The sequence below is a fragment of the Kocuria rhizophila DC2201 genome (assembly GCF_000010285.1).
In the GTDB taxonomy this organism is placed as follows: domain Bacteria; phylum Actinomycetota; class Actinomycetes; order Actinomycetales; family Micrococcaceae; genus Kocuria; species Kocuria rhizophila_A.
On the sequence record NC_010617.1, the window covers coordinates 937,736 to 961,265 of the forward strand.

The following is a 23,530-nucleotide window of genomic DNA, read 5'->3' on the forward strand; positions in this document are numbered from 1 at the left end:
TCGTCCGGCCCCGTTGCGCCTCCCGACGCATCCTGCGGTCGCGGCGCGCCCGGCGACCGTGGGCCGGGACCGGCCTGGGCAGCGTCGTCAGGCGCGGTCCACGTCCGCCCAGAACTCGGTGGCCAGGCGCGCGAACTCGTCGGGACGCTCGATCATGGGTCCGTGGCCGGTGTCGGGGAAGCGGTGCGTGCTCGCGTCGAGGGCCTTGGCCCCGCGGGCGAGGTGGCGGAAGGGCAGCACGGTGTCCTTGTCACCCCACACGATGAACACGGGGACACCGGTGGCCCGCACGCGGGGGAGCAGCCGACGCCGCCAGGACCGCTTCACACCCGCGAGCGAGCCGATCGAGCGCAGCATCTGCAGCATGGCCGCGGAGCCGCCGGGGCGCTGCGCGAGCTCGTAGCCGCGTTCCACGCGCTCGGGCGTGGCCAGGGCGGGGTCGTGGTACATGGCCCGCTCGGAACGCAGTGCGCCCTTGCGGCTCGGAGTCAGGGCGCGCTCGCCCACCCCGGGCAGCGTCGCGAGCCGCAGGGCCGGGCTCACACCCCGCCCGAAGCCTGCGGAGTCCACGAGCAGCAGGCTGCGCACGAGCTCCGGGTGCTCGGCGGTGAGCTGCATGGCCACGGCCCCGCCCAGCGAGTTGCCGGCCACGTGGGCCGACGCGATGCCCTGGGCCCGCACGAACTCGGCCACGCGGGAGGCGAGGTTCGGCAGGCTCATGCCTTCGGTGGGGACCTCGGAGCCGCCGAAACCGGGGAGGTCCACGCTGATCACCCGGTGCTGCGCGGCGAGACGTTCGTGCTGCTCGTCCCAGTCGGCCAGGCTGCGTCCGATCCCGTGGATCAGCAGCACGGGGGTGCCCTCACCGGTCTCGCGCCAGTTCAGCCCGTTCCAGGTCTGCGTGCTCACGCGGCCACCCCCGAGGTGGTGCGGGCGGGCACCGTGAACTCGAGCTGCTCGTCCTTTTCGGCGCCCGGGCGGAACAGCACCCGGTCCCGCAGGTAGTTCTGCCGCACGTTCCACGCGCCGTCGCGGCCCTGGCGGGGCAGCAGGTGCGCGCCGCGCTGGATGTAGCCCGAGGCCAGGTCGATCAGCGGGCGCAGCCCGGTGCGGGGGCCGGAGTACCGGGGCGTGACGGCCACCGCACTCTCGCGGTCCATGCGGTCCAGCAGCCGCCGGAAGTACTCGGTGACCAGGTCCACGCGCAGCGTCCACGAGGAGTTGGTGTAGCCGATGGCGAAGGCCATGTTGGGCACACCGTCGAGCATCATGCCGCGGTAGCTCACGTGCGCGGCCGGATCCACGGTCTCACCGTCCACCACGAGGTCCATGCTCCCCAGGAACTGCACGTTGAGCCCGGTGGCGGTCACGATCACGTCCGCCGGCAGGTGACGGCCCGAGCGCAGCTGGATCCCGTCCGCGGTGAAGCGCTCGATGGTGTCCGTGACCACCTCCGCGTGCTCCCCGCGCACGGCCGTGAAGAAGTCCCCGTCCGGCGCGGCGCACAGCCGCTGGTCCCAGGGGTCGTACTCGGGGGTGAAGTGCTCGTCCACCGGGAAGGTGGGGCCCAGGTGCTTCACGGCCCCGCGGTGCAGCAGGTCACGCATGGCCTGCGGGCGGCGGCGGCTGAATTCGTAGATGGCCATGGAGCGCACGATGTTGCGCCAGCGGTTGGCCTCCCCGGCCACGCGCGGCGGCAGCCACTTGCGCAGCTTGATGCCGGTCTCGTCCCTGCCCGGCACGGAGGCCACGTAGGACGGTGAGCGCTGCAGCATGCTCACGTGGGCGCCGCGGTCCGTGAGCGCGGGCACGAGGGTCACGGCGGTTGCGCCGCTGCCGATCACGACCACGCGGCGGCCCGCCACGTCCAGGTCCTCGGGCCAGTGCTGCGGGTGGACCACGGCGCCCTCGAAATCCTTCAGCGTGGGCCAGTCGGGGGTGAAGCCCTCGTCGTAGCGGTAGTAGCCCGTGGCCATGAACAGCCACCGGCCGGTGAGCTGCTCGGTCTCACCCGTGTGGACGTCACGGTGGGTGACGGTCCACGTGTGGGTCTCGGAGGACCACCGTGCCTGCTGCGCGCGCCGCCCGAACCGGATGTCCTTCGTGACGCCGGCCTCCTCGGCCGCCGAGCGGACGTAGTCGAGGATGGTGTCCCCGGTGGCCAGGCTGCGCTCTCCGGTCCACGGACGGCTGCGGTAGCCGAACGTGGCCATGTCCGAGTCCGAGCGGATGCCCGGGTACCGGAAGAGGTCCCACGTGCCGCCGATGTCCTCGCGCGCCTCGAGGATGCGGACGGTGCGGCCCGTGCCCGCGAGTTCCCGGGCGGCACCGATGCCGGAGATCCCGGCACCGATGATGATCACGTCGACGTCCTGAGTGTCCATGTGGTTCTCCAACTTCCTTGCGGTGTCGCGCCCCGGTCGGATCCGGGCGGCGCCTCCGGTGCCCTGCGGCGTTCCCGCGGGGCGGACCGGCTCCAGGGCCGAGCGGCTCGGTGGCCGTGTCCGGGCCCGGCACACGGTCCGGGTGTCGGGCCCGTTCCAGGCCGTCAGTGCTCGGACCCGGTGTGTACTAACACGTGTTAGCTTGATGGTTGTCGAGTGTAACAGCTCACATTTGCGGCGCACCAGGGCCCGGTGGCCGTGGACGACTCGCTACCATGCATCCAGCGACCTCCAGGGAGAACTCACGAGCATGCACCGGCACCGCACCCCCGCACGGCGGGCCACGAGCGCCGACGTCGCGCGGCTGGCCGGGGTCTCCCGGACCACCGTGAGCTTCGTGCTCAACGACACCCCCTCGCAGTCCATCTCCGCGGACACCCGGCGACGGGTGCTCGACGCCGCCCAGGAGCTCTCCTACGCGCCCTCCGCGGAGGCACGGGCGCTCGGCCGGGGCCGCTCCACGTCGGTGCTTTTGTACCTCCCCCCGGCGGGGTCCCTGACTGAGGACATCGGGGTGATCGTGGAGCGGCTCTCGGTGCTGTTCTCCGAGGCGGGACTGTCCATGGTGATCCACGCGTGGACCCGCCGCCCCGCCGCCCAGGTCTGGTCCTCCGTGACGCCGGCCGCCGTGCTCGCGTGGGACCTCGCGGACGACGACGCCGAGCGCATGCGCCGCAGCGGCGTGCGCGGCGTCGTCTCCTGGACCGGTTCGGACGAGATGGGGCGGTGGATCACGGGTCCCCGCGAGCATGACATCGCCCGGATGCAGGTGCAGCGGCTCGTGGCCGCGGGCCATACGCACCTGGGGTACGCGGTCACGGGAGGGGACCACATGCACGGGGTCTCGCAGTGGCGCTTCGAGGTGCTGCAGCGTGAGTGCGCCGCTCGCGGCCTGTCCCGCCCGAGCGCCCTTCCCCTTCCCGCGGATCCCCGCGGGGCGGCCGAGGTGCTGCTGCGGTGGCGCGAGCAGCACCCGGGGGCCTCCGGGGTGTGCGCCCACGACACCACCGCCGCGCTCGCGGTGCTCTCCGGGATGCGCCGACTCGGCTGGCGGGCGCCCGCCGATCTCGCGATCGTGGGGGTCAACGACTCCCCGGCGGCGGCGCTGGCCGACCCTCCGCTGACCATGGTGGCGCTGGACCCCGAGGTCACCGCCCGCCACATCGTGGCCGTGATCACCGCCCTGGTGCGGGACGAGCCCGCCCCCTCACCCCCGGACACGGCGGGGGCTTTCACGGTGGACCGGGACTCCGTCTGAGCGGGCACGGGCGGCCCACCCGGCACCCCCGGCACGGGCGGCACGCCGGGCACCGCGCGCACCGTTCGCGGCCCGACGCACGCGGGTGAGCGCCGTCCGCAGTCTTCACGGCCTGGCACACGCGGGTGAGCACCGCCGGCACTTCTCACGGCCCGGTGAACGCGAGGGAGCACAGGCACCCCTGATCCGGGGCCAGGGGCAGGACCGTGAGACCCCGGCGCAGCACGAGGTGCGCCGCGGAGCCCTCGGGTGGCTCCGGCCCGGGCGAGGACAGGGCCGTCGAGGAACCGGACGGCGCCACTCCGGTGCCGAGGGCCGGTAAGCCGGGGAGAGCGTCGTGCGGCGGGCCGTGGGGCGCCGCCCGCGGGGCGGCGTGGTCCCGCAGCGCGTGGGAGAGCAGCCGTCCCGCGATCTCCCCGGTGGCCACCGTGCGGGTCAGCGCCCCCACGGGGCCCTCGTGAGGCGGCAGCAGGGGTTCCCCGGGCCGGGGCTGTGGCGCGCGGAAGATCCGACGAGCCTCACGGACCGCGCTCGCCACACACGCCCGGCACGGGCGGTGCGCCCAGTCGGTGACGGGCCAGACGACCACGGACCCGCCGTCGCGGACCACGCTCAGGGTGGGCAGCGCCGGGTCCAGCTCCGGGGCGGGAACCGTGGTGAGGTCCGCCACGAGGTCGCCAGGCACGGACCACGTGCGGAGCACCACGGCCGTGGGCAGCGCGGCGGACGGGAAGAGCTCGGGGGCGCTGAGGGGGACGCAGCGCGGGGACCTCCGGCGCAGCAGGGTCCGCAGCACCAGGTCACGAGGCTGTCCCTGGAACTCGGCGGGGTACGGGCCGCGGCGGACGTCCGCGGTCCCGACGGGTGCGGGATCCTGCACGTTGAGCAGACAGACCCCGGCCTCCGCGAGCGCGAGGCACACGGCGGCCGCGAGGGGGTCGAGCCCGAGGGCGAGCACGCGCAGCTCGTCGGGCGCCGGGGGAGCGCAGGACTCGTCGGGGAGGGTGGGGCAGCGGTGGGCCATGGGACCAGGGTCCCCGGGCCGGGTCACTCCCGCCGCCGTGGTGGAGCAATCCACAGCACGGGTGCCGCGGTCACCGTGCTCCCCATCCGGGTGCCGGTTCGTGCCGAGAGCGGGAGGGGTGGTGAACTGGGGGCATGCCCCGACCCCGAGCCAGAGCCGACGAGCCACCGGAGGATGTGCCGGAGATCGTCGTCAGGCGCAGCGCCCGCCGCACCAAGACCGTCAACGCCCACTTCAGCGGGGACGCCGTGGTGCTCTCGGTGCCGCAGCGGGCCACGCGTGCCCAGATCGCGCACTGGAGCGCGACCCTCGTGCCCAGGGTCGTCGCGAAGCGGCGCGCGGCGGAGGCGGCCTCGCGCGCGCGGCACACCAACACGGTGCTCGAGGAGATGGCGCAGCGGCTGTCCCGCACGTACCTCGGGGGTCGCGCCCGGCCCACGAGCATCACGTGGTCCTCGCGTCAGCACACCCGCTGGGGCTCGGCGACCCCCGCCACGGGTGCCATCCGGATCTCGCAACGGCTCGCGGACGCACCCGCGTGGGTCCTAGAGACCGTGGTGCTCCACGAGCTCGTGCACCTGCTCGAGGCGCACCACAACGAGCGGTTCTGGGAGATGGCGCGGCGCCACCCCAGGGCCCACGACGCCGCCCAGTTCCTCGACGGCGTCGCGTGGGCCGAGAGGAACCCCGCGGAGGGCGCGGACCGGGAATGAGGCGCCCCAGGGGGCCAGGCCGGTGAGTGCCGCGCGCCCGGAACCGGCACCGTGGGTGGCGTCCGGAACGGGCACGGCGGGGCCGCGTCCGGAACACGTGCGGCGGGGGCCGCACCGCGGAGTTCCCACCGCGGTGCCTCAAGCACGGGACCTCTCAACCACGGTGCCCCAACTACGGGACCTCGATCAGGCGGTCGACACGACGGAGCGGCCGCGGGTCGGCCACGAGAACGAGGGCACCCCGCCCCGTAGCGCTTGCCCGGCCACAGGAGCTCGACCACGGGGCGGACGCGGAGCTCGGTGCCACGAGCCCGCAGCACCGAGGATCAGCAGACCGCGGTCAGTCCTTGTCGGGCGTGGTGTCGGGGTCGTCCTGGTCGTCGTCGCCAGCCGCGCCCTCGTCCGGCTCGCGTCCCGGTGAGGTGTCCCCGGACTCACCCTGCGTGCCGTCCACGGAGGGCTGGCCCGTGGAGTCCGCCTGACCGGGGCCCTGGGCGCCGTCCTCGTACCCGCCGGCCAGCAACTTCTCCAGAGCGGCGTCCATCTCCTCGTCGCTGGCCGTGAGCAGGCCGCGGCGCTCCTCGAAGCCCTGGGGGTCGTCGAGGTCCTCGTTGGTGGGCAGCAGCTCGGGGGACTCCCACAGGCTGTCCCGCTCGGTGATCCCGCGCTGCTCGGCTACGTAGTCCCAGAAGGTGGCGGCCTCGCGCAGGCGGCGGGGGCGCAGCTCCAGACCCACGAGGGAGCCGAAGGTGCGCTCCGCGGGCCCGCCCTCGGCGCGGCGTCGGGCCATCATCTCGGTGAGTGCCGGTGCGGACGGGATGTTCACGGTGGAGGCCACGGTGACGCGGTTGACCCAGCCCTCCACGAGGGCCAGGACGGTCTCGAGCCTCGAGAGCGTGACCTCCTGCTGGGGGGTCATCTCGGGGCTGAACACGCCCGAGGCCAGAGCGTCCTGGACACCCGAGGGGTCCGTGGGGTCGAGGTCCCGGGCGATCGACTCGATGCGCTCCATGTCGATGTGGATCTCGGAGGCGAACGCCGTGATGAGGTCCAGCACGTGCTGGCGCAGCCACGGCACCCCGTGGAACAGCCGCGCGTGGGCGGCCTCGCGGATGGCCAGGTAGAGCAGCACGTCGGAGGCGGGCAGGTCCAGCCCCTCGCTGAACTCCGCGATGTTGGAGGGCACCAGCGCGGTGCGCTCGGCGGCGAGCGGGATACCGACGTCCGAGGAGGACAGCACCTCGCAGGACAGCCCGCCCACGGCCTGGCCCAGCTGCATGCCGAACATCATGGACCCCGCCCCGGAGAGCATCCCGGAGAGGTCCGCGCCGCCCATGGCCTGGGACAGTTCGGGCGGCAGCTGCTGGGTCAGGGCCTCGGACATGGCCTGGGACACGGAGGCCGCCACGGGGGCGGACATCTCCTTCCAGGTCTCCCACGTGGCCTCGATCCACTCGGCGCGGGCCCACGCGGCGGGCATCACGGGGGCCTCGTCGAACGCGGTGTTGTCCTTGAGCCACAGGTCCGCGAGCTTCATGGCGTCGCTCACAGCGCCCTTCTGCTTCTCAGTCACGGACGGATCGCCCTTCTGGGCGGCCACCTGCCGTGCGTGCTGGTTGGCGAGGTCCCAGTTCACGGGCTCGTCGGAGGACGAGGAGCTCATCATGGACTGGATCTGCTGGAACACCATGGACATGGACTGCGGGTCCATGGGCATCCCCGCGGGCATGTCGCCGGGCTTCATGGCCCCGGACCCCAGCAGACGTTCGAACATCTCCTGGAACGGGTCCTTGGGGTTCTCGCCGTGCTCGTCGTTCGGAGGGTTCGAAGGCATGGGACCGCCAATCTTCGCGAGAGGTCTGGGACTGGCTCCAGCGTATCGGGCGCTCCCGGGAGCCACCATCGTCCCGGCCCGCAGTTCGCTGATGGCTCAGGGTCCCGGCCGCCCCGCCGGCCCCACGCCGCTGGTCGGGGCACGCTCGGGTCCGTCCCGTGGCCCTGCCGCGCACGACGCCGCACGCTCCCCGTGCGCAACCGGGTACCCGGCGGGAACGACGCCGCACGGCCCCCGTGCGGGTGCGGGTCACCCGCCGAGCACGACGGCGCACCGCCGGGTCCGCGCTCGGCGCCCGGTCGGCGGGCCGGGCACCTCCGCCCTGCTGAGAACGCAGCCCGCTCCGCGGCGCTCGCAGCCCGACCCGGGGTGCGAGCAGCGCACGGGGCCGTGCGCCGCGGACGGCGGCCCCGCGGCGTCGTCGGGCGGGGGCGTCGTGGTGGGCGGTGGCGGCGTCCCAGCTGGCACCGCGGGAGACGCTCCCGGATGGAGGACCGGCGGGGGCGGGTACGCTGGGCCCTCGTGGAGAGCGAGCAGAGCACCGAGCAGGGCCCCGGGGTCACCGCGGCCGAGCGCACCGGTATCTGGCGGAGGCTGACCCGCCGGCGGCCGCTGCCGTCCGTGGCGCTGCTGGCCACGTCCGTGCTGCTGGTGGCCGCGGTGGTGATCCCCGCGCCGTACGTGGTGGAATCCGCGGGACCCACCTTCAACACCGTGGGAACCCACGACGACAAGCAGCTCGTGAAGATCGGCGGCGCGCCCACGTACCCGAGCGACGGGCAGCTGGACCTCACCACCGTGTACGTCACGGGCGGACCCTCCGGACGGCTCAACGCGGTCAACGCCCTGCTCGGGTGGCTCGACCCCGCGGACGCCGTGATCCCCGAGGACACCCTCTACCCCCCGCAGACCACGCGGCAGGAGGTGGACGACTCCAACGCCGCCGCAATGGCCACCTCGCAGGACGACTCCGTGGCCGCGGCCCTGAGCTACCTCCACCGGCCCTACACCACCACGCTCACGGTGCACGGCGTGGTCGGGGGCGGCGCCTCCGACGGCGTGCTCGAGGCCGGGGACGAGCTCGTGGCTGTGGAGGGCACGAAGGTCACGTCCCTCCAGCAGCTGCGCTCCCGGCTCGACGCCGTCGGCTCCCACGGTGCGGACGTGACCGTCCGTCGCGGCGGGGAGACCCTCACCCGGCACGTGGACCTCACGCAGCAGGAGGGCTCGTCCTCGTGGCAGCTCGGCGTGTACCTCGTGCCGCGCTACGACTTCCCCGTGTCCGTGGACTTCCAGCTGGAGCAGGTGGGCGGACCGAGCGCGGGGATGATGCTCGCGCTCGGGATCATCGAGGAGCTCACCCCCGGCTCCATGGCGGGGGACCAGCACATCGCGGGCACCGGGACCATCACCGCGGACGGCACGGTGGGCCCGATCGGCGGGATCCGGCAGAAGCTGCAGGGAGCCGCGGACTCCGGCGCCACGTACTTCCTGGCACCGAGCGAGAACTGCTCCGAGGTCACGGGCCACGTCCCGGACGGGCTCACCGTGGTGGAGGTGGGGACCCTCACGGAGGCCGTGGGGGCCGTGGAGCACGCGGCGGCGGGCAGCGTCTCGGACCTGCCCAGCTGCGGCACACGGTGACACCCCGGGGCCGCAATGTCTGGGCGCGGGCTCCGCGACACCATAAAGTTGACTCTGGCCACCCACAGGTGGCCGCCCGTGCCCAGGAAGTTCAGAGGTAAGCAGTGACCGCCGGTTCCACGTCACCCCGTCCATCCGCCAGGTCCGCATCGGGCCGCCCGAAACGCGGGGCGCTGCTGCCCACCGTGATCGCGGTGGTGGTCCTCATCGCGCTGTTTGTCGGCTTCACGCAGGTGTACACCAACATCCTGTGGTTCGAGCAGCTCGGCTACCTGCGGGTGTTCATCACCCGCAACCTGGCCGTGATCGGGCTCTTCGTCGCCGCCGCCCTGATCGTGGCGGCGCTCATGTTCTTGAGCCTGTGGCTCGCCCACCGGCACCGCCCCCGCGGCGGTGAGGTCACGGACACCATGCGCAAGTACCAGCAGGCGCTGGACCCCGTGCGCAAGGTCGTGATGGTCGCGGTGCCGCTGATCTTCGGCCTCTTCGCGGCCTCCACGGTGGCCACCCAGTGGCAGACCGTGATGCTGTTCTTCAACCAGGAGCCCTTCGGCCAGACCGACCCGCAGTTCAGCATGGACCTCGGCTTCTACGTGTTCACGCTGCCGTTCCTGCGGCTTCTCATCGGTTTCCTGGTCACGGCACTGCTGCTGGCCGGCGTGGCCGGGCTGCTCATGCACTACGTCTACGGCGGGATCCGCATCCACGAGCGCGGCATCACCACCACGCGGGCGGCGCGCGTGCACCTGGGCTCGATCGTGGCGGCGTTCCTGGCCCTGCAGGCCGTGAACTTCTGGCTGGACCGCTACTCCACCCTGATCTCCAGCTCGGGCAAGTGGACGGGCGCCATGTACACGGACGTCAACGCCGTGATCCCCACCAAGGGCATCCTGGCGGTCGCCGCGCTGCTGGTGGCCGTGCTGTTCGTGGTGGCGGGGTTCATCGGGCGGTGGAAGCTGCCGCTGATCGGCGCCGCCATGCTCGTGGTGGTGGCCGTGGTGGCCGGCGGGCTGTACCCGTGGGCCATCCAGCGCTTCCAGGTGACGCCCACCGAGCAGGCCCTGGAGAAGGAGTTCATCCAGCGCAACATCACCATGACCCGCCAGGCGTACGGGCTGGACGACACCCAGGTGACCCCCTACGACGCCACCACGGAGACGGAGAAGGGCGCCCTGCGCCAGGACACCGAGACCACCTCCAACATCCGTCTGCTGGACCCCAACGTGGTGTCCTCCGCGTTCGCGCAGCTGCAGCAGTTCCGGCCGTACTACCAGTTCCCGGAGATGCTCAACGTGGACCGCTACGACATCGACGGGCAGAGCCAGGACACGGTGATCGCCACGCGCGAGCTGAACCCGGACCAGATCCAGGGCTGGTACAACCAGTCCGTGGTCTACACCCACGGCTACGGCGTGGTGGCCGCGTACGGCTCCCGCGTGCAGTCGGACGGCAAGCCGCAGTTCATGCAGGCCGGCATCCCGTCCAAGGGCGAGATCTCGGACGACTACGAGCCGCGGATCTACTTCGGTGAGAAGTCCCCCAACTACTCGATCGTGGGCGGCGCAGCCGAGGACGCACCCCTCGAGCTGGACCGGCCGCAGACCAACGAGGGCGACGCCGAGGACGCCAAGACCACGTTCACCGGCAACGGCGGACCCAACGTGGGGAACTGGTTCAACAAGCTCGCGTACTCCATCAAGTTCCAGTCCACGGACATGCTGCTCTCGGACGCCGTGCGCCCGGAGTCCCAGATCCTCTACGACCGCAACCCGCGTGAGCGCGTGGAGAAGGTGGCCCCGTACCTGACCGTGGACGGCAAGCCCTACCCGGCGATCGTGGACAACAAGGTGGTGTGGATCGTGGACGCCTACACCACGGCGGCCTCCTACCCGTACTCGTCCCCGTCCGTGCTGCAGGACGCCACCAAGGACACCCAGACCGCGCAGGGCACCACGGCCGCGCTGCCGAACGAGCGGGTCAACTACATCCGCAACTCGGTCAAGGCCACGGTCAACGCCTACGACGGCTCGGTGGAGCTTTACGCGTGGGACGACCAGGACCCGGTGCTGAAGTCCTGGCAGAACGTCTTCCCCAGCACGGTCAAGCCGTACTCGGAGATGTCCGCGGACCTGATGGCGCACGTGCGCTACCCGGAGGACATGTTCAAGGTCCAGCGCGAGCTGCTCAACCGCTACCACGTGACGGACGCCAACAGCTTCTACGCGAACGACGACGTGTGGTCGGTTCCCAACGACCCCACCCAGCAGAACCGGAACGTCTCCCAGCCCCCGTACTACCTCTCCATGCGGATGCCGGGGGAGAAGGAGGCGAACTTCTCGCTCACGTCCTCGTTCATCCCGCAGCAGAACGAGTCCGGCAACACCCGCAACGTGATGTACGGCTACCTCTCCGCGAACGCGGACGCGGGTACCGGCAAGGACGGCGTCAAGAGCGAGAACTACGGCAAGCTGCGGCTGCTCGAGCTGCCGCGCTCGTCGGTGGTGCCCGGGCCCGGGCAGGCGCAGAACCTGTTCAACTCGGACACGGACGTCTCCCAGGAGCTCAACCTGCTGCGCCAGGGTGCCTCCGAGGTCATCAACGGCAACCTGCTGACCCTGCCGGCCGGCGGCGGCATGCTCTACGTCCAACCGGTCTACGTGCAGTCCTCGGGTGACGCCGCGTATCCCACGCTGCGGCGCGTGCTCGTGGGCTTCGGCGAGAAGGTGGGCTTCGCCCCCACGCTCGACGGCGCTCTCGACGAGGTCTTCGGCGGCAACTCCGGCGCCAAGACGGACACGGGCGCCGGGGTGAGCGAGAAGGCGGCCGAGGCGGCCCAGGGCGGCAAGGGCAAGGACTCGACGCCGTCCCCGAGTCCCTCGGGCACCCCCGTGCCGCGCTCCTCATCACTGCAGGAGGCCCTGGACACGGCCAACAAGGCCATGCAGGACTCGGACAAGGCCATGAAGGACGGTGACTGGACCAAGTACGGGGAGGCCCAGGACCGGCTCAAGCGCGCGATCGACGACGCCATGGCCCAGGACGGCGCCACGAAGTAGTCACGCGGTCTCCGCCACCGGGCGGCCGTCGGGATGCGTCCCGGCGGCCGCCCGTTGCCGTGGCGTGGTCGGTTGGGGACCGTGCCGGTGCTGCGGCGCGTTCGCCCGTCCCCGGGCAGGGTTCGATCCCCGATTTGCACGCTCCGGGGGGCGTGCGTATAGTTGTCGATGTCGCCGCGGGGTGGAGCAGTTCGGTAGCTCGCTGGGCTCATAACCCAGAGGTCGCAAGTTCAAATCTTGCCCCCGCAACCACGGAGAAGCCCGGCTCCTGATCAGGAACCGGGCTTCTTTCATGTCCGCAGCAACCCACCCCCTCCCGACGCGCGCTCCGCGCCCTCGGACGGCGGGGGTCGCAGGTCGGCCCCCGTCTCCCTCGGGGCCCCGTCGGGCCGTAGGCGCCGGGTCGTCGTGGATTGACGCCGAGAACCCGCGTGCCCCGTCTCCGACAGCACTACGCAGCCCCGCGCGGCACCGCCCACCGCACGGCACCCCTCACAGCACGACGCCGCCGGGCCCCGGCGGGGCAGCGCGGCGTCGTGCGGGGTGGTGCGTCAGCGGCGCCGTCGGGAGGTGCCGAAGATCGAGCGGGTGATCTCCCGGCCCAGGGCCGTGCCCGCCGAGCGCATCATCGAGCGCACCGCGGGGTTGTCCATGACCGAGCCCAGGAAACCGCCCTCGTCGCGCTGCTCCTGGCGGGGGGCGTCCTCCCGGGGACGACGCCGCTCGGCGGGCTCCTCGTCCCGCGGCGCCTCGGGAGCGTCCCGCCCGGTGGCCGGCTCCTGCGCCTTCTCCAGCCGCCCGCGCAGCAGCTCGTAGGCGGACTCCCGGTCCACGGGCTCCCCGTAGGTGGCCATCAGCGGGGACGCGGCCACCGCGGCCTCGATCTCCGCCTGCGGGGCGGGCTTCATGAGGGACTGCGGGGCCCGCATCCGGGTCCAGGCCACAGGGGTGGGCGCGCCGGTCTCGGAGAGCACCGTGACCACGGCCTCGCCCGTGGCGAGCTGGGTGAGCAGCTGCTCGAGGTCGTACTCGCTGCGGGGGTAGGTGCGGGCGGCGGCCTTGAGGGCCTTGGCGTCGTCGGGCGTGAAGGCCCGCAGCGCGTGCTGCACCCGGTTGCCCAGCTGCGCGAGCACGTCCGTGGGGATGTCCTTGGGGGACTGGGTCACGAAGAAGATGCCCACCCCCTTGGAGCGGATGAGCCGCACGGTCTGTTCGATGGACTCCAGGAACTCCCGGGAGGCGCCCTCGAACAGCAGGTGCGCCTCGTCGAAGAAGAATACGAGCTTGGGCTTCTCCGCGTCCCCGACCTCTGGCAGGTCCTGGAAGAGGTCCGCGAGCAGCCACATGAGGAACGTGGAGAACAGCCGGGGCTGCTGCTGCACCGCGGCCAGCTCGAGACACGAGATGATCCCGCGGCCGTCCTCCGCCGTGCGCAGCAGCTGCGCGGTGTCGAACTCGGGCTCCCCGAAGAACACCTCGGCGCCCTGGTTGGCGAACGTGGTGAGCTCGCGCAGGATCACCCCGGCGGTCTGCTTGGACAGGCCCCCGATGCTCGCGAGCTCCTCCTTGCCCTCCGGGGAGGTCAGGTGCACGATCACCTCGCGCAGGTCCTTGAGGTCCAGCAGGGCGAGCCCGTGGGAGTCCGCGTAGTGGAACACGAGCCCCAGCGAGGACTCCTGGGTGGCGTTGAGCCCCAGCACCTTGGCGAGCAGCGTGGGCCCGAAGGACGTGACCGTGGCGCGCACCGGCACACCGGGTCCCTGGCCGCCCAGACTGTAGAACTCCGTGGGGCTCGCGGTGGGGCTCCACTGCTGGCCCACGGACTGCGCCCGCTCCGCCACCTTGGGGCTGTCCTCGCCGGGCTGGGAGATCCCGCTGAGATCGCCCTTGACGTCCGTGAGGAACACGGGCACGCCCTGGGCACTGAGCTGCTCGGCGAGCGCCTGCAGGGTCTTGGTCTTGCCGGTGCCGGTGGCCCCGGCCACCAGGCCGTGGCGGTTGAGGGAGGACAGCGGCACGCGCACGGGGGCGTCCGGGTGCGCGCCGACGTCGTCGAGGGCGGCGCCGAGGTCCAGGCACGCGGCCTCCGTGGCGTAGCCGGAGCGGATGGCGTCGAGCTGCTGCTGTGCGCCGGGGTGGTCCTGCGTCATCCTCAGATCTCCTCCGCGGAGACGATGTTCTCCCCGTTCTTGGTGGAGCCGCCGTTCTTCAGAGCGGCGAGCCGGGCCTCGATCTCGGTCTGCTGCCCCATGGACTCGAGGGCCTCGAACTGGCGGTCCAGGGAGGAGTCCGCGAGCTCCTGCTGCCCGGCCACGCGGGCCTCCTCGCGGCGGATCTTGTCCTCGAAGCGCGAGACCTCGCTCGTGGGGTCCATCACGTCGAAGGACTTCAGGGCGTCCTGCACCTGCGACTGGGCCTGCACGGTCTTCTGCCGGGCGGCGAGCTCGTCCCGCTTGGCGGAGAGCTCCTGGAGCTTGCCCCGCATGGTGTTCAGCCCGTCCTTGAGCTTCGCCACGATCTCGGTCTGCGCGGCGATCTGGGGCTCCGCGCCGCGGGCCTCGTTCTCGGACTGGATCTGGCGCTGGATGGCCACCTTGGCGAGGTCGTCGAACTTCTGGGCCTCACCGTCCTTGCCCGCGGCGCGGAACTCGTCCGCCTTGTTGGACGCGGCGAGCGCCTTGGAGCCCCACTGCTGGGCCTCCTGCAGGTCCTCGGCGTGGTCCTTCTCGAGCAGGCGGAGGTTGCCGATGGTCTGGGCCACGGCGGACTCGGCCTCACGAATGTTCTCCATGTAGTCCCGCACCATCTGGTCGAGCATCTTCTGCGGGTCCTCCGCGGAATCGATCATGGCGTTGATGTTGGCCTTCGCCAGCTGGGCGATCCGGCCGAAGATGGACTGCTTGGTCATGGTGTTCTCCTGTTCTGGTGGTGCAGATGGACCTGAGATCTGTGGGCCCCTCCCGGGGCCCGGGGCGGGTCAGAAGTTGCCGCCCACGCCGCCGTCGAAGCCGCCGCCTCCGCCGAAGTCCCCTCCGCCGAAGCCGCCGCCGAAGTCGCCTCCGCCGAAGCCGCCCCCGCCGTGGCCCCCGCCGAAGCCGCCGCCGTTGAGGATCCCGCCCAGCAGGATGCCTCCGAGCATCGCGCCGCCCATGCCGTTGCTGCGGCGTCCGCCGTAGCCGGGGCCGTAGCCCACGGGGGAGTCGTAGAACTGGTCCACGTCGTCCTGGGCGCTGCGCTGGGCGGCGTCGGCGAGCCGGATGGACTCGTTGGCCTCGGTCAGGGCGCGCTCGGGGTCGGAGTTCTGCAGCTGCTGGGCGATCCCGAGGTGGCGCTCGGCCTCCGCGAGCTGGGTGCGTGCCTGGGCTCCCACGCCACCGCGGCGGGCCCACACGTAGTCCGACGCGGTGGTCAGGCTCGCCTGCGCGCTCACGAGGGCGTGGCCGAGGGTCTCCCGGGCGGCGCGGGCGCGGTCGTGGGAGTCGCGGACGTCCTGCAGCCCTTTGTCCAGCTCGGCCTTGGCCTGGGCGAGACGCCGTGTGGCGCCGATGGGGTCGTAGTGCCCTGAGGACATCTGCTGCCTGACCGTCTCCAGCACGGAGCGCACCCCGGCGGCCGCGCCCGCGAGCTCGGGTCGCGAGCCCTGCTGCACGAGCCCCTCGGCCTCCGCGACGTCCCGCTGGGCGATGCTCACGGCGTCCTTGAGGGACTCCTCGGCGCGGGAGAGCTCACGGCGGGCGTTCTCCACGGAGCCGACCAGCCGCTCGGCCTGGCCCTGGGCCTCCTCGGCGGCGCGGATCTGCAGCACCGCCTCGGAGACCCGGCCCGCCGCGAGGTCCTCCTGCGCGGCGGTCACGGCGTCGTCGGCGAAGTCCAGGCGCTCGCGGGCCTGCTGGCCGTTGTCGCGCACGGGGGCCAGGGCGGCGTCGTCGTAGCCGGAGTGCAGCTGCACGAGCAGAGTCTCGGCGTCCTGCAGCCGGGGCCTCGTGGCGGCGACCGCGCCGCGCACGTGCTCGAGCGCCTCCGGGGCACGGCCCTCGAGCTGACGCAGCTGCGAGAAGTTCTGCTCCTGCTCGGCGAGCGGCGCGCGGGCCTGGCGGCTGCGATCGATGATCTCCCCGAGCCACGCGCGCTGCTCGGCCTCGGTGTCCGGGATGTCGTCCTCGAGCTTCTGCTGCAGCTCGAAGGAGGCCCGCATGTGCTCCTTGGCGCGCTCAATCGCCTCCTCGAACGGGCGGGTCTGCTCCGTGCCGTACTGCAGCTGCGCGAACGCGAGCTCCTGCTCGGAGTGCTGGATCGCGTTGTCCGCCTCCACGAGCGCCGAGCCCGCCTGCCGGTGCAGCTCGGGCAGCGGCGCGAGGGGCTGCTGGTCGGCGGTCCCGGGGTGCGCCCCCGTTCCGGTCTGCGCTCCCCGTTCACGACGACGCCGCGAGCGCATCACGGCGGCGGCCCCCACCGCGGCCGCGCCCACACCGCCCGCGACCACGAGCCCGGTCACGGCCCCGCCAGCAAGCCCCCCGCCGAGCTCACGGTTGATGCCGTCCACGGCGCCCTGGGCGGCCGCGTTCCAGTCGTCGGTGCGCAACGGAGGGAGGATGTCCTTGGTGTAGATGTCCTGACGCTCGGAGGAGGAGAGGGGTCCCGCGGAGTTCGCCAGGAAGCGGACCTGCCGGGAGGAGGTGGCCACCGCCAGGACGGCGTCGTTGGTGCCCAGCCCGTTGGTGCGGGCGAACTGCTGGGCCCACTCGTCCGGGTTGGTGGGATCCGTGAACCGGTCCACGTAGACCACGTACAGGGTGATGCCGCGCTTGTCCGCGAGCGCGGAGATGTCCTTCTGCAGCGCGGAGGTGTCTCCCAGCACGTGGGCCTGGTCCACCACGCGCACCCCCGCATCCACGGCGGTGGGCGGCTCGGCCCAGGCGGGAGTGGTGGCCAGCAGGCACGCTCCCGTGAGCACGGAGACGGACAGCGTGCGGCGCCAGGCGGTGCGTGAACTCATGACCCTCGTTCCCTCGGATGACAGCCCTGTGAGCATCCGGCGGGGCAGGCGAGACCCGGCGGTGCGTGTCCCAGACTACGCTGAGGGCTCGGCGTGGTCACCGCTTCAGGAAGCATGAGCAGAACATCCGGGAAATCTCCAGAAAACCGCCAGTTCTCCCAGCGCCGGTCCAGTCGGAGTGGGCATACTGTGATCTCAGCAGTCCACCGAACCGGTCACCGGTGCACCAGGTCCCCAAGGAGAGAACATGGCTGATTCCCGCGATCCTCGCACCGGGGGAGACCCCGCAGGTCCCGTCCCCCGCTACGGGCAGTACGGCCCCGGCGGCGGGGACGTCCCCCCGGCCGGGCAGGACGGCTCCCCTTGGAACGGTCACGACACCCGGCCCATCCCGCCCACCGGCCACGAGCCGCGCGCCGGTGACGGCCACGGGGCCGACCCCTACGACGCCGCTCGCGGCGTCGGGCAGCCCGGGGGCGACTCCCACGACTACGCCAACCAGGCTCCCGCCGGGGCCGGGTACGAGGGCGCGGGGTACGGCGCGGTCGGCCGCGACGGCTACGCCTCCGGTCAGGGCGGAGGAGGCTACCCGCCCCAGGGGCCGGGCCAGGGCGGCGTCGACGGCACCGGGTACCCGGCCGGGGGCGGCACCGCAGCCGCCCCGCGGCGCAGGTTCTCGGCGGGCACCATGGTGGCCGGAATGGCCCTCGCGGGTCTGCTCGGTGCGGGCGTGGCCGTGGGAACGGGAGCCGTGGGAGGCTCCTCGGCAGCGGGCGGCACCAGCAGCGCGCCCGTGATCGTGAACAACACGGACTCCGTCAACGAGATCACAGCCGCCACCAAGAAAGCCTCGCCGTCCGTGGTGACCATCTCCGCCACCGCGGGCAACCAAGCGGGCACGGGTTCCGGCGTGCTGCTGGACGACCAGGGCCACGTGCTGACCAACACCCACGTGGTCACCCTGGACGGCGCCGCCTCCGACGCCAAGCTCGAGGTGCAGGCCGCGGACGGCTCCGTGCGCAAGGCCACCGTGGTGGGCACGGACCCCGAGTCCGACCTCGCCGTGATCAAGGTGGACCCCAGCGGGCTGACCCCCGCGGAGTTCGGGGACTCGGACAAGCTCAACGTGGGGGACGCCGCCATTGCGATCGGTGCGCCCCTCGGGCTCAGCGGCACCGTGACGGACGGCATCGTCTCCACGCTCAACCGCACCATCACGGTGGCCTCCTCCGCGGCCCAGGACACACCGGACGAATCGCAGAAGAGCCCCGGTGGCCCGCAGGACTTCTTCTTCAACTTCCCGGACAACGGCCAGTCCGGCTCCCAGTCCGCGAAGTCCAGCGTGTACCTCAACGTGCTGCAGACGGACGCCGCGATCAACCCCGGCAACTCCGGCGGTGCCCTCGTGAACACCCAGGGGCAGGTGATCGGGATCAACGTGGCCATCGCCTCGGCGGGCGGCTCCTCCTCCGGTGACTCGAGCGCGTCGGGCAACATCGGCGTGGGCTTCTCGATCCCGTCCAACACGGCCAAGCGCGTGGCGGACGAGATCATCAAGGACGGCAAGGCGACGCACGGCTACCTCGGGGCCACGGTGTCCCCGTACTCGCCCTCCGGCAGCTCCTCGGACCAGTTCACCTCGGGCGCCCTCGTGCGCTCGGTGGCCTCCGGGTCACCCGCGGACGATGCCGGGCTCAAGGCCAACGACGTGATCACCTCGTTCAACGGCAAGCAGATCAAGGACGCCGACGCCCTCACCGCGAGCGTCCGCGAGCTCTCCGCCGGCTCGAAGGCCGAGGTGGTCTACCGCCGCGGCAACGACGAGCGCACCGCTTCGGTCACGGTGGCCAACGCCGCGGACCAGAAGGGCAAATAGGCGAGGCACCGCGGCGGGCCAGGATGGTCCGCCGCGGTGGGTGGCGGGTGGCCCGCCGCGGTGGCCCGGGCGCGTCGTGATCCTGCCCGGCGCACCGCATGAGGTGGGCGCTCAGACGCCGTCCGGGAAGCCGAGCTGGCGCCAGGCCTCGTAGAGCGCGATGGACGCCGAGTTGGCGAGGTTGAGCGAGCGCCTGCCCGGGAGCATGGGGATCCGCACCCGGTCGTGGACGTGCTCGTCCGTGAGCACCTTCTCCGGCAGCCCCGTGGACTCCCGCCCGAACAGCAGCACGTCCCCGTCCCGGTACGCCACGTCGGTGTGCCTCGTGCTCGAGTGGGACGTGAACGCGAAGACCCGCGCGTCCCCGAGAGCGTCCCACAGCGCGTCCACCGTGGGGTGGACGTCCATCACCGCGAGGTCGTGGTAGTCCAGGCCCGCGCGGCGCAGGTTCGCGTGGTCGAAGTTGAAGCCGAGCGGCTCCACAAGGTGCAGGCGGGCCCCCGTGCACGCGGCGAGCCGGATGGCGTTGCCGGTGTTGCCGGGGATCTCGGGGGTGTGGAAGACGAAGTGGAGCATGGCTGCGAGTCTAGGCCCCGCCGGCGCGCCGCACGCGGCGGTCCGAGCCCCGTGTGGGCATCCTGCGGACCGGGCTTCGGGCCGGGCCGTGCACCGGGCCGGTCGTAGGATGGGCCCATGCCCACACCCCGCATCTACATGGACCACGCCGCCACCACGGACATGCTCCCGGAGGCCGTCGACGCTTACCTGGAGCAGGCCAGGCGGGGCGGCAACCCCGCGTCCCTGCACTCCGGCGGGCGGTCCGCGCGCATGGCGCTGGAGACGGGGCGGGACGCCGTGGCCGGTGCCCTGAACGCGGAACCGGTGGAGATCATCCTCACCTCCGGGGGCACCGAGGCGGACAACATGGCGGTGCTCGGCCTGTTCCGTGCCGCCCACGAGGCGGACCCGCGCCGCACGGTGATCGCGCTGTCCGCCGTGGAGCACCACGCCGTGTCCGAGGCCGCCGAGTGGCTCGCGGCGCACGAGGGCGCGGAGCTCGTGTGGCTGGACGTCGACGCCGCGGGGCGTGTGGATCCCCACCAGCTCGAACGGCTCCTGGCCGAGCGCGCGGCGGAGGTCGCCCTGGTCACCGTGATGTGGGCCAACAACGAGGTGGGGACCGTGCAGCCGGTGGCCGAGCTGGCCGCCCTGTGCGACGCCGCCGGGGTGTCCTTCCACGTGGACGCGGTCCAGGCGTTCTGCGCCGTGCCCGTGGACGCCCACCTGCCCGGGATCAGCACGCTGGCGGTCTCCGCGCACAAGCTCGGCGGACCCATGGGTGTGGGTGCCCTCTACGCGCCGCGCACCGTGCGTCTCGCCGCCACGAGTTTCGGCGGCGGCCAGGAGCGCAGCGTCCGCTCGGGCACCGTCAACGCCGCGGGCGCCGCGGCCTTCGGCGCCGCCGTGGAGGCGGCGCAGCGAGCATTCCGGGACGAGTTCCTGCGCCGCGCCGCGCTGCGCGACGCACTCGTGGCGGGCATCCGGGACCGTGTCCCCGAGGCGGTGCTGCGCGGACCCGAGCCCGGCAGTCCCACCGAGGAGTGGGAGCACCCCACGCGTCTGCCCGGCAACGCGCACTTCACCTTCCCCGGGTGCGAGGGCGACTCCATGCTCTTCCTATTCGACGCCGCCGGGGTGGCCCTGTCCACGGGCTCGGCGTGCAGCGCGGGCGTGCCCCGTGCCTCCCACGTGCTGCTCGCCATGGGCGTGGACGAGGAGACCGCTCGCGGCGCCCAGCGCTTCTCCCTGGGCCACTCCAGCACGCGGGAGGACGTCGACACCGTGCTCGACGCCGTGGTGGACGTCCACGCCCGGGCCCGAGCGGCGGGCCTGTCGGGTCACGTCCCGGGGGCCTTCACCTCGTGATCCGGCTCGTGGCGGGGAATAGCCGCTGCTGAGCACGGGTTGTTAAGGCGTCCCGTCCAACGACACCTTCCGAAGGGGATCCCGTGCGCGTTCTGGCAGCAATGAGTGGCGGAGTGGACTCCGCCGTGGCCGCGGCCCGTGCCGTCGACGCCGGGCACGAGGTCACCGGCGTGCACCTCGCACTGTCCCGCACCCCGGGGACGCTGCGCACCGGGGCCCGCGGCTGCTGCACCATCGAGGACTCCCGGGACGCGTGGCGCGCCGCGGAGAAGCTCGGGATCCCGTACTACGTGTGGGACTTCTCGGAACGCTTCCAGGCAGACGTGGTGGACGACTTCGTGGCCGAGTACGCCGCTGGGCGCACCCCCAACCCCTGCATGCGCTGCAACGAGAAGATCAAGTTCGCCGCTCTGCTGGAGAAGGCCCTGGCGCTCGGCTTCGACGCCGTGTGCACGGGCCACTACGCCAAGGTCGTGGAGGGTCCGGACGGCCACAAAGAGCTGCACCGCGCCGCGGACTGGGCCAAGGACCAGTCCTACGTGCTGGGCGTGCTCACCGCCGAGCAGCTCGAGCACGCCATCTTCCCGCTCGCGGAGACGCCCTCCAAGGCGCAGGTGCGCGCGGAGGCCGAGGAGCGGGGGCTGTCCGTGGCCACGAAGCCCGACTCCCACGACATCTGCTTCATCCCGGACGGGGACACCCGTGGCTGGCTCGCGGACCACATGGACCTAGACCCCGGGCGGATCGTGGACACCGAGGGCAACGAGCTCGGGGAGCACCGCGGCGCGCAGGCCTACACCGTGGGCCAGCGCCGCGGCCTGCACATCGGCCGCCCGGCCCCTGACGGCAAGCCGCGCTTCGTGCTGGAGATCCGCCCCAAGACCAACGAGGTGGTGGTGGGTCCCGAGCAGCTGCTCGCGATCGACGTCATGGAGGGCATCCGCCCCTCCTGGGCGGGGCTGCCCCCGCGGGAGGTCGCGGCACTCGGGGCCGATCCCAAGGCCCGTTCCGAGGAGTTCGAGGTGACCGTGCAGGTCCGCGCCCACGGGGACCCCGCGCCGGCCCGCGCGTGGCTCACCCGCTCGGAGGGCACCCCGCGGCTGCACGTCCGCCTGGACACCGCCCAGCGCGGCGTGGCCCCGGGCCAGACCATGGTGCTCTACCAGGGCACCCGCGTGCTCGGGCAGGCCACGATCGACGCCGCCTTCGCGGACCGCCCGCACGCCGCCGTCTGACCTGTGCCCGACGGTGCCACCGCCGTGGCGGCTCCGGTCGGGGGACGGACCCGCGGGCACGGGTGCCGCGTCCGCCGCCGTTTAGAGTGGTGGGCATGAGTTCCGCCACCGACCCCGCAGACCACGCACCCGTCGACCCCGCCGCGAGCTCCGCCGCGTCCAGCACGTCGGAGAGCGCGCTGGAACGGCTCCACGAGATCCGCGGCACGATCGACAACATCGACGCCGCCCTGGTCCACCTGCTCGCGGAGCGCTTCAAGGCCACCCAGCGCGTGGGTCGGCTCAAGGCCGCGAACGACCTGCCGCCGTCGGACCCCGAGCGGGAGCGGGCCCAGATCGACCGGCTGCGCAGCCTCGCGGAAGCCGCCCACCTGGACCCGGAGTTCGCGGAGAAGTTCCTGAACTTCATCATCAGCGAGGTGATCCGCCACCACGAGGCGATCTCCGAGGGCCACCAGCGGGCCACGGACGCATGAGCGGGTTCGCGCCGGACGCCGTCACCGCCACGCTCACCCGGCCCCTGCGGGGGACGGACGTCGTGGAGACCTTCACCGTGCTGCGGGGCGAGCTGGGAGATCCGCACCGCGCGGCCGTGCCGGTCCTGCCGGAGCGCGGCCCGCACGCGGAGCTCGCGGCACGCACGTGCGCGGTGCTCGACTCCCTGCACGCCGACCGTCAGCCGCACGGCTGGCGGGTCACCGGTGTGGCCGGGGAGGACTCCCGGCGCGCCCGTGCGCTGCTCGCGAGCGATCTGCACGCCGTGGCGGACGTCCTCGGTGCGGAGTCCGGGGCCGACACCGCCCCCGTGGTGTTCTCCCTGCTGGGCCCCGTGTCGCTCGCGGCCACCGTGCACGTGCGCAACGGAGAGAAGCTGCAGTCGGATCACGGGGCGCGCCGTGAGCTCACGCAGTCCTGGTGCGCGGGAATCCCCGAGCTCATGGCGGCGATCCGTCGCAACACGGACGGCCGGGGCGCGGTGCTCGTGCTCCAGGAGCCCGAGCTCGAGCGCGTGCTGGGCGGGACGATCCCCACGGCCAGCGGCTACCGCACGCTGCGCAGCCTGCCCCGGGCCGAGGTGCGGGCGGGGCTCACCGCCGCGGTCGACGCGTGCCGTGGGGCCGGTGCGTCCGCGGTCGTGCTCGACGCCGGTGCCGCGTCCGCCGAGTGGGCGCCCCGCTGCGGGGCCGACGTCGCGGTCGTGGCACCGCCCACCGGGGGCACACGCGCGTGGGAGCCGCTGGCGGCCCTGCACGAGAGCGGTGTGCGCCTGTGCGTCGACACCGCCCCGGTCTCGGCGCACACCCCCGCGCGGCACGTCGTGGACCGGCTGCTGCGGCCCTGGCGGGAGCTGGGCATGGACCCGGCCGCGCTGCTGGGAACCGTGCTCGCGCCGTCGTCCGGGGTCAGTGACCTGGCTCCACCGCAGCTGCCGGCGGCGCTGCGACGGGTGACCGGGGCGTGCGGCGCGCTCACGGAGGCCGCCAACGAGGGTTGAGGCCGCTCAGGCCGTAGAATCGGCAAGCA

17 protein-coding genes and 1 tRNA gene are annotated in these 23,530 nt (G+C 72.7%); 10 read left to right on the forward strand and 8 right to left on the reverse strand.

Going from position 1 to position 23,530, the window contains the following annotated elements; genetic code table 11:
* Positions 1-87 precede the first annotated feature (87 nt).
* Together KRH_RS04170 and KRH_RS04175 are read right to left on the reverse strand one after the other, a co-directional pair.
* Complete coding sequence (locus tag KRH_RS04170) at positions 88-909, reverse strand: alpha/beta fold hydrolase (RefSeq protein WP_012397931.1); 822 nt, start codon at positions 907-909, stop codon at positions 88-90.
* The gene (locus KRH_RS04175; RefSeq protein WP_012397932.1) at positions 906-2,384 is read right to left on the reverse strand and encodes a flavin-containing monooxygenase; all 1,479 of its coding nucleotides are present in this window, start codon (positions 2,382-2,384) and stop codon (positions 906-908) included. Before KRH_RS04175 ends, KRH_RS04170 begins: the two co-directional genes overlap by 4 nt.
* A gap of 310 nt (positions 2,385-2,694) precedes the next feature.
* Here KRH_RS04175 and KRH_RS04180 point away from each other — a divergent pair, with 310 nt between their 5' ends.
* Entirely contained in the window at positions 2,695-3,702 is a 1,008-nt protein-coding gene (locus KRH_RS04180) for a LacI family DNA-binding transcriptional regulator (protein WP_012397933.1), read from the forward strand.
* Positions 3,703-3,847: 145 nt separating this feature from the next.
* Here KRH_RS04180 and KRH_RS04185 read toward each other — a convergent pair whose 3' ends face one another.
* The gene (locus tag KRH_RS04185) at positions 3,848-4,726 is read right to left on the reverse strand and encodes a hypothetical protein (RefSeq protein WP_226905910.1); all 879 of its coding nucleotides are present in this window, start codon (positions 4,724-4,726) and stop codon (positions 3,848-3,850) included.
* Positions 4,727-4,860: 134 nt separating this feature from the next.
* Between KRH_RS04185 and KRH_RS04190 the strand changes: the two genes are divergently transcribed.
* Positions 4,861-5,439 (forward strand): M48 metallopeptidase family protein, encoded by a 579-nt coding sequence (locus KRH_RS04190; RefSeq protein ID WP_070105246.1) that lies wholly within the window; start codon positions 4,861-4,863, stop codon positions 5,437-5,439.
* A 340-nt stretch (positions 5,440-5,779) separates the two neighbouring features.
* Here the strand turns inward: KRH_RS04190 and KRH_RS04195 are convergent, their stop codons facing one another.
* On the reverse strand, positions 5,780-7,273 hold the full coding sequence (locus tag KRH_RS04195) for a zinc-dependent metalloprotease (protein WP_012397936.1): 1,494 nt from the start codon (positions 7,271-7,273) through the stop codon (positions 5,780-5,782).
* Between the two features lie 522 nt (positions 7,274-7,795).
* On the opposite strand from KRH_RS04195, the gene KRH_RS04200 reads away from it, so the two are divergent.
* From KRH_RS04200 to KRH_RS04210, 3 genes are all read left to right on the forward strand, one after another.
* Complete coding sequence (locus tag KRH_RS04200) at positions 7,796-8,917, forward strand: YlbL family protein (protein WP_012397937.1); 1,122 nt, start codon at positions 7,796-7,798, stop codon at positions 8,915-8,917.
* 104 nt (positions 8,918-9,021) lie between these two features.
* On the forward strand, positions 9,022-11,973 hold the full coding sequence (locus KRH_RS04205; RefSeq protein ID WP_012397938.1) for a UPF0182 family membrane protein: 2,952 nt from the start codon (positions 9,022-9,024) through the stop codon (positions 11,971-11,973).
* Positions 11,974-12,148: 175 nt separating this feature from the next.
* Positions 12,149-12,225: transfer RNA gene (locus KRH_RS04210), tRNA-Met, on the forward strand.
* Between the two features lie 299 nt (positions 12,226-12,524).
* On the opposite strand, the gene KRH_RS04215 is transcribed toward KRH_RS04210, so the two are convergent.
* The 3 genes from KRH_RS04215 to KRH_RS04225 form a co-directional block, all read right to left on the reverse strand.
* Positions 12,525-14,123, reverse strand: a complete 1,599-nt coding sequence (locus KRH_RS04215) for a helicase HerA-like domain-containing protein (RefSeq protein ID WP_012397939.1) — start codon at positions 14,121-14,123, stop codon at positions 12,525-12,527.
* Positions 14,124-14,125: 2 nt separating this feature from the next.
* Complete coding sequence (locus tag KRH_RS04220) at positions 14,126-14,881, reverse strand: PspA/IM30 family protein (protein ID WP_012397940.1); 756 nt, start codon at positions 14,879-14,881, stop codon at positions 14,126-14,128.
* A 69-nt stretch (positions 14,882-14,950) separates the two neighbouring features.
* Positions 14,951-16,969, reverse strand: coding sequence for a TPM domain-containing protein (locus tag KRH_RS04225; protein WP_012397941.1), 2,019 nt, complete (start codon positions 16,967-16,969; stop codon positions 14,951-14,953).
* A 247-nt stretch (positions 16,970-17,216) separates the two neighbouring features.
* Here KRH_RS04225 and KRH_RS04230 point away from each other — a divergent pair, with 247 nt between their 5' ends.
* Positions 17,217-18,845 carry a S1C family serine protease gene (locus KRH_RS04230; protein WP_012397942.1) on the forward strand — a complete coding sequence of 543 codons (1,629 nt, stop codon included), beginning with the start codon at positions 17,217-17,219 and terminating at the stop codon, positions 18,843-18,845.
* 111 nt (positions 18,846-18,956) lie between these two features.
* On the opposite strand, the gene KRH_RS04235 is transcribed toward KRH_RS04230, so the two are convergent.
* Complete coding sequence (locus KRH_RS04235; RefSeq protein ID WP_012397943.1) at positions 18,957-19,421, reverse strand: tRNA (cytidine(34)-2'-O)-methyltransferase; 465 nt, start codon at positions 19,419-19,421, stop codon at positions 18,957-18,959.
* Positions 19,422-19,538: 117 nt separating this feature from the next.
* Between KRH_RS04235 and KRH_RS04240 the strand changes: the two genes are divergently transcribed.
* The 4 genes from KRH_RS04240 to KRH_RS04255 all read left to right on the forward strand — a co-directional run bounded on the left by KRH_RS04240 (position 19,539) and on the right by KRH_RS04255 (position 23,501).
* Entirely contained in the window at positions 19,539-20,771 is a 1,233-nt protein-coding gene (locus KRH_RS04240) for a cysteine desulfurase family protein (RefSeq protein WP_012397944.1), read from the forward strand.
* Positions 20,772-20,854: 83 nt separating this feature from the next.
* Positions 20,855-22,006, forward strand: coding sequence for a tRNA 2-thiouridine(34) synthase MnmA (mnmA, locus tag KRH_RS04245; RefSeq protein ID WP_012397945.1), 1,152 nt, complete (start codon positions 20,855-20,857; stop codon positions 22,004-22,006).
* A 95-nt stretch (positions 22,007-22,101) separates the two neighbouring features.
* Positions 22,102-22,482, forward strand: a complete 381-nt coding sequence (locus KRH_RS04250) for a chorismate mutase (protein ID WP_041297319.1) — start codon at positions 22,102-22,104, stop codon at positions 22,480-22,482.
* Positions 22,479-23,501: a hypothetical protein gene (locus KRH_RS04255; RefSeq protein WP_012397947.1), complete on the forward strand. Its 1,023-nt coding sequence runs from the start codon at positions 22,479-22,481 to the stop codon at positions 23,499-23,501. The genes KRH_RS04250 and KRH_RS04255 overlap by 4 nt, the downstream gene beginning before the upstream one ends.
* Positions 23,502-23,530: the final 29 nt, after the last annotated feature.

Bases quoted from the DNA above. Each gene is read 5' to 3' on its own strand.
- KRH_RS04225 (WP_012397941.1), bottom strand. From the start codon at position 16,969: ATGAGTTCACGCACCGCCTGGCGCCGCACGCTGTCCGTCTCCGTGCTC.
- KRH_RS04240 (WP_012397944.1), top strand. From the start codon at position 19,539: ATGCCCACACCCCGCATCTACATGGACCACGCCGCCACCACGGACATG.
- KRH_RS04190 (WP_070105246.1), top strand. From the start codon at position 4,861: ATGCCCCGACCCCGAGCCAGAGCCGACGAGCCACCGGAGGATGTGCCG.
- KRH_RS04235 (WP_012397943.1), bottom strand. From the start codon at position 19,421: ATGCTCCACTTCGTCTTCCACACCCCCGAGATCCCCGGCAACACCGGC.
- KRH_RS04195 (WP_012397936.1), bottom strand. From the start codon at position 7,273: ATGCCTTCGAACCCTCCGAACGACGAGCACGGCGAGAACCCCAAGGAC.
- KRH_RS04230 (WP_012397942.1), top strand. From the start codon at position 17,217: ATGGCTGATTCCCGCGATCCTCGCACCGGGGGAGACCCCGCAGGTCCC.
- KRH_RS04175 (WP_012397932.1), bottom strand. From the start codon at position 2,384: ATGGACACTCAGGACGTCGACGTGATCATCATCGGTGCCGGGATCTCC.
- KRH_RS04185 (WP_226905910.1), bottom strand. From the start codon at position 4,726: ATGGCCCACCGCTGCCCCACCCTCCCCGACGAGTCCTGCGCTCCCCCG.
- KRH_RS04215 (WP_012397939.1), bottom strand. From the start codon at position 14,123: ATGACGCAGGACCACCCCGGCGCACAGCAGCAGCTCGACGCCATCCGC.
- KRH_RS04180 (WP_012397933.1), top strand. From the start codon at position 2,695: ATGCACCGGCACCGCACCCCCGCACGGCGGGCCACGAGCGCCGACGTC.
- KRH_RS04250 (WP_041297319.1), top strand. From the start codon at position 22,102: ATGAGTTCCGCCACCGACCCCGCAGACCACGCACCCGTCGACCCCGCC.
- KRH_RS04220 (WP_012397940.1), bottom strand. From the start codon at position 14,881: ATGACCAAGCAGTCCATCTTCGGCCGGATCGCCCAGCTGGCGAAGGCC.
- KRH_RS04255 (WP_012397947.1), top strand. From the start codon at position 22,479: ATGAGCGGGTTCGCGCCGGACGCCGTCACCGCCACGCTCACCCGGCCC.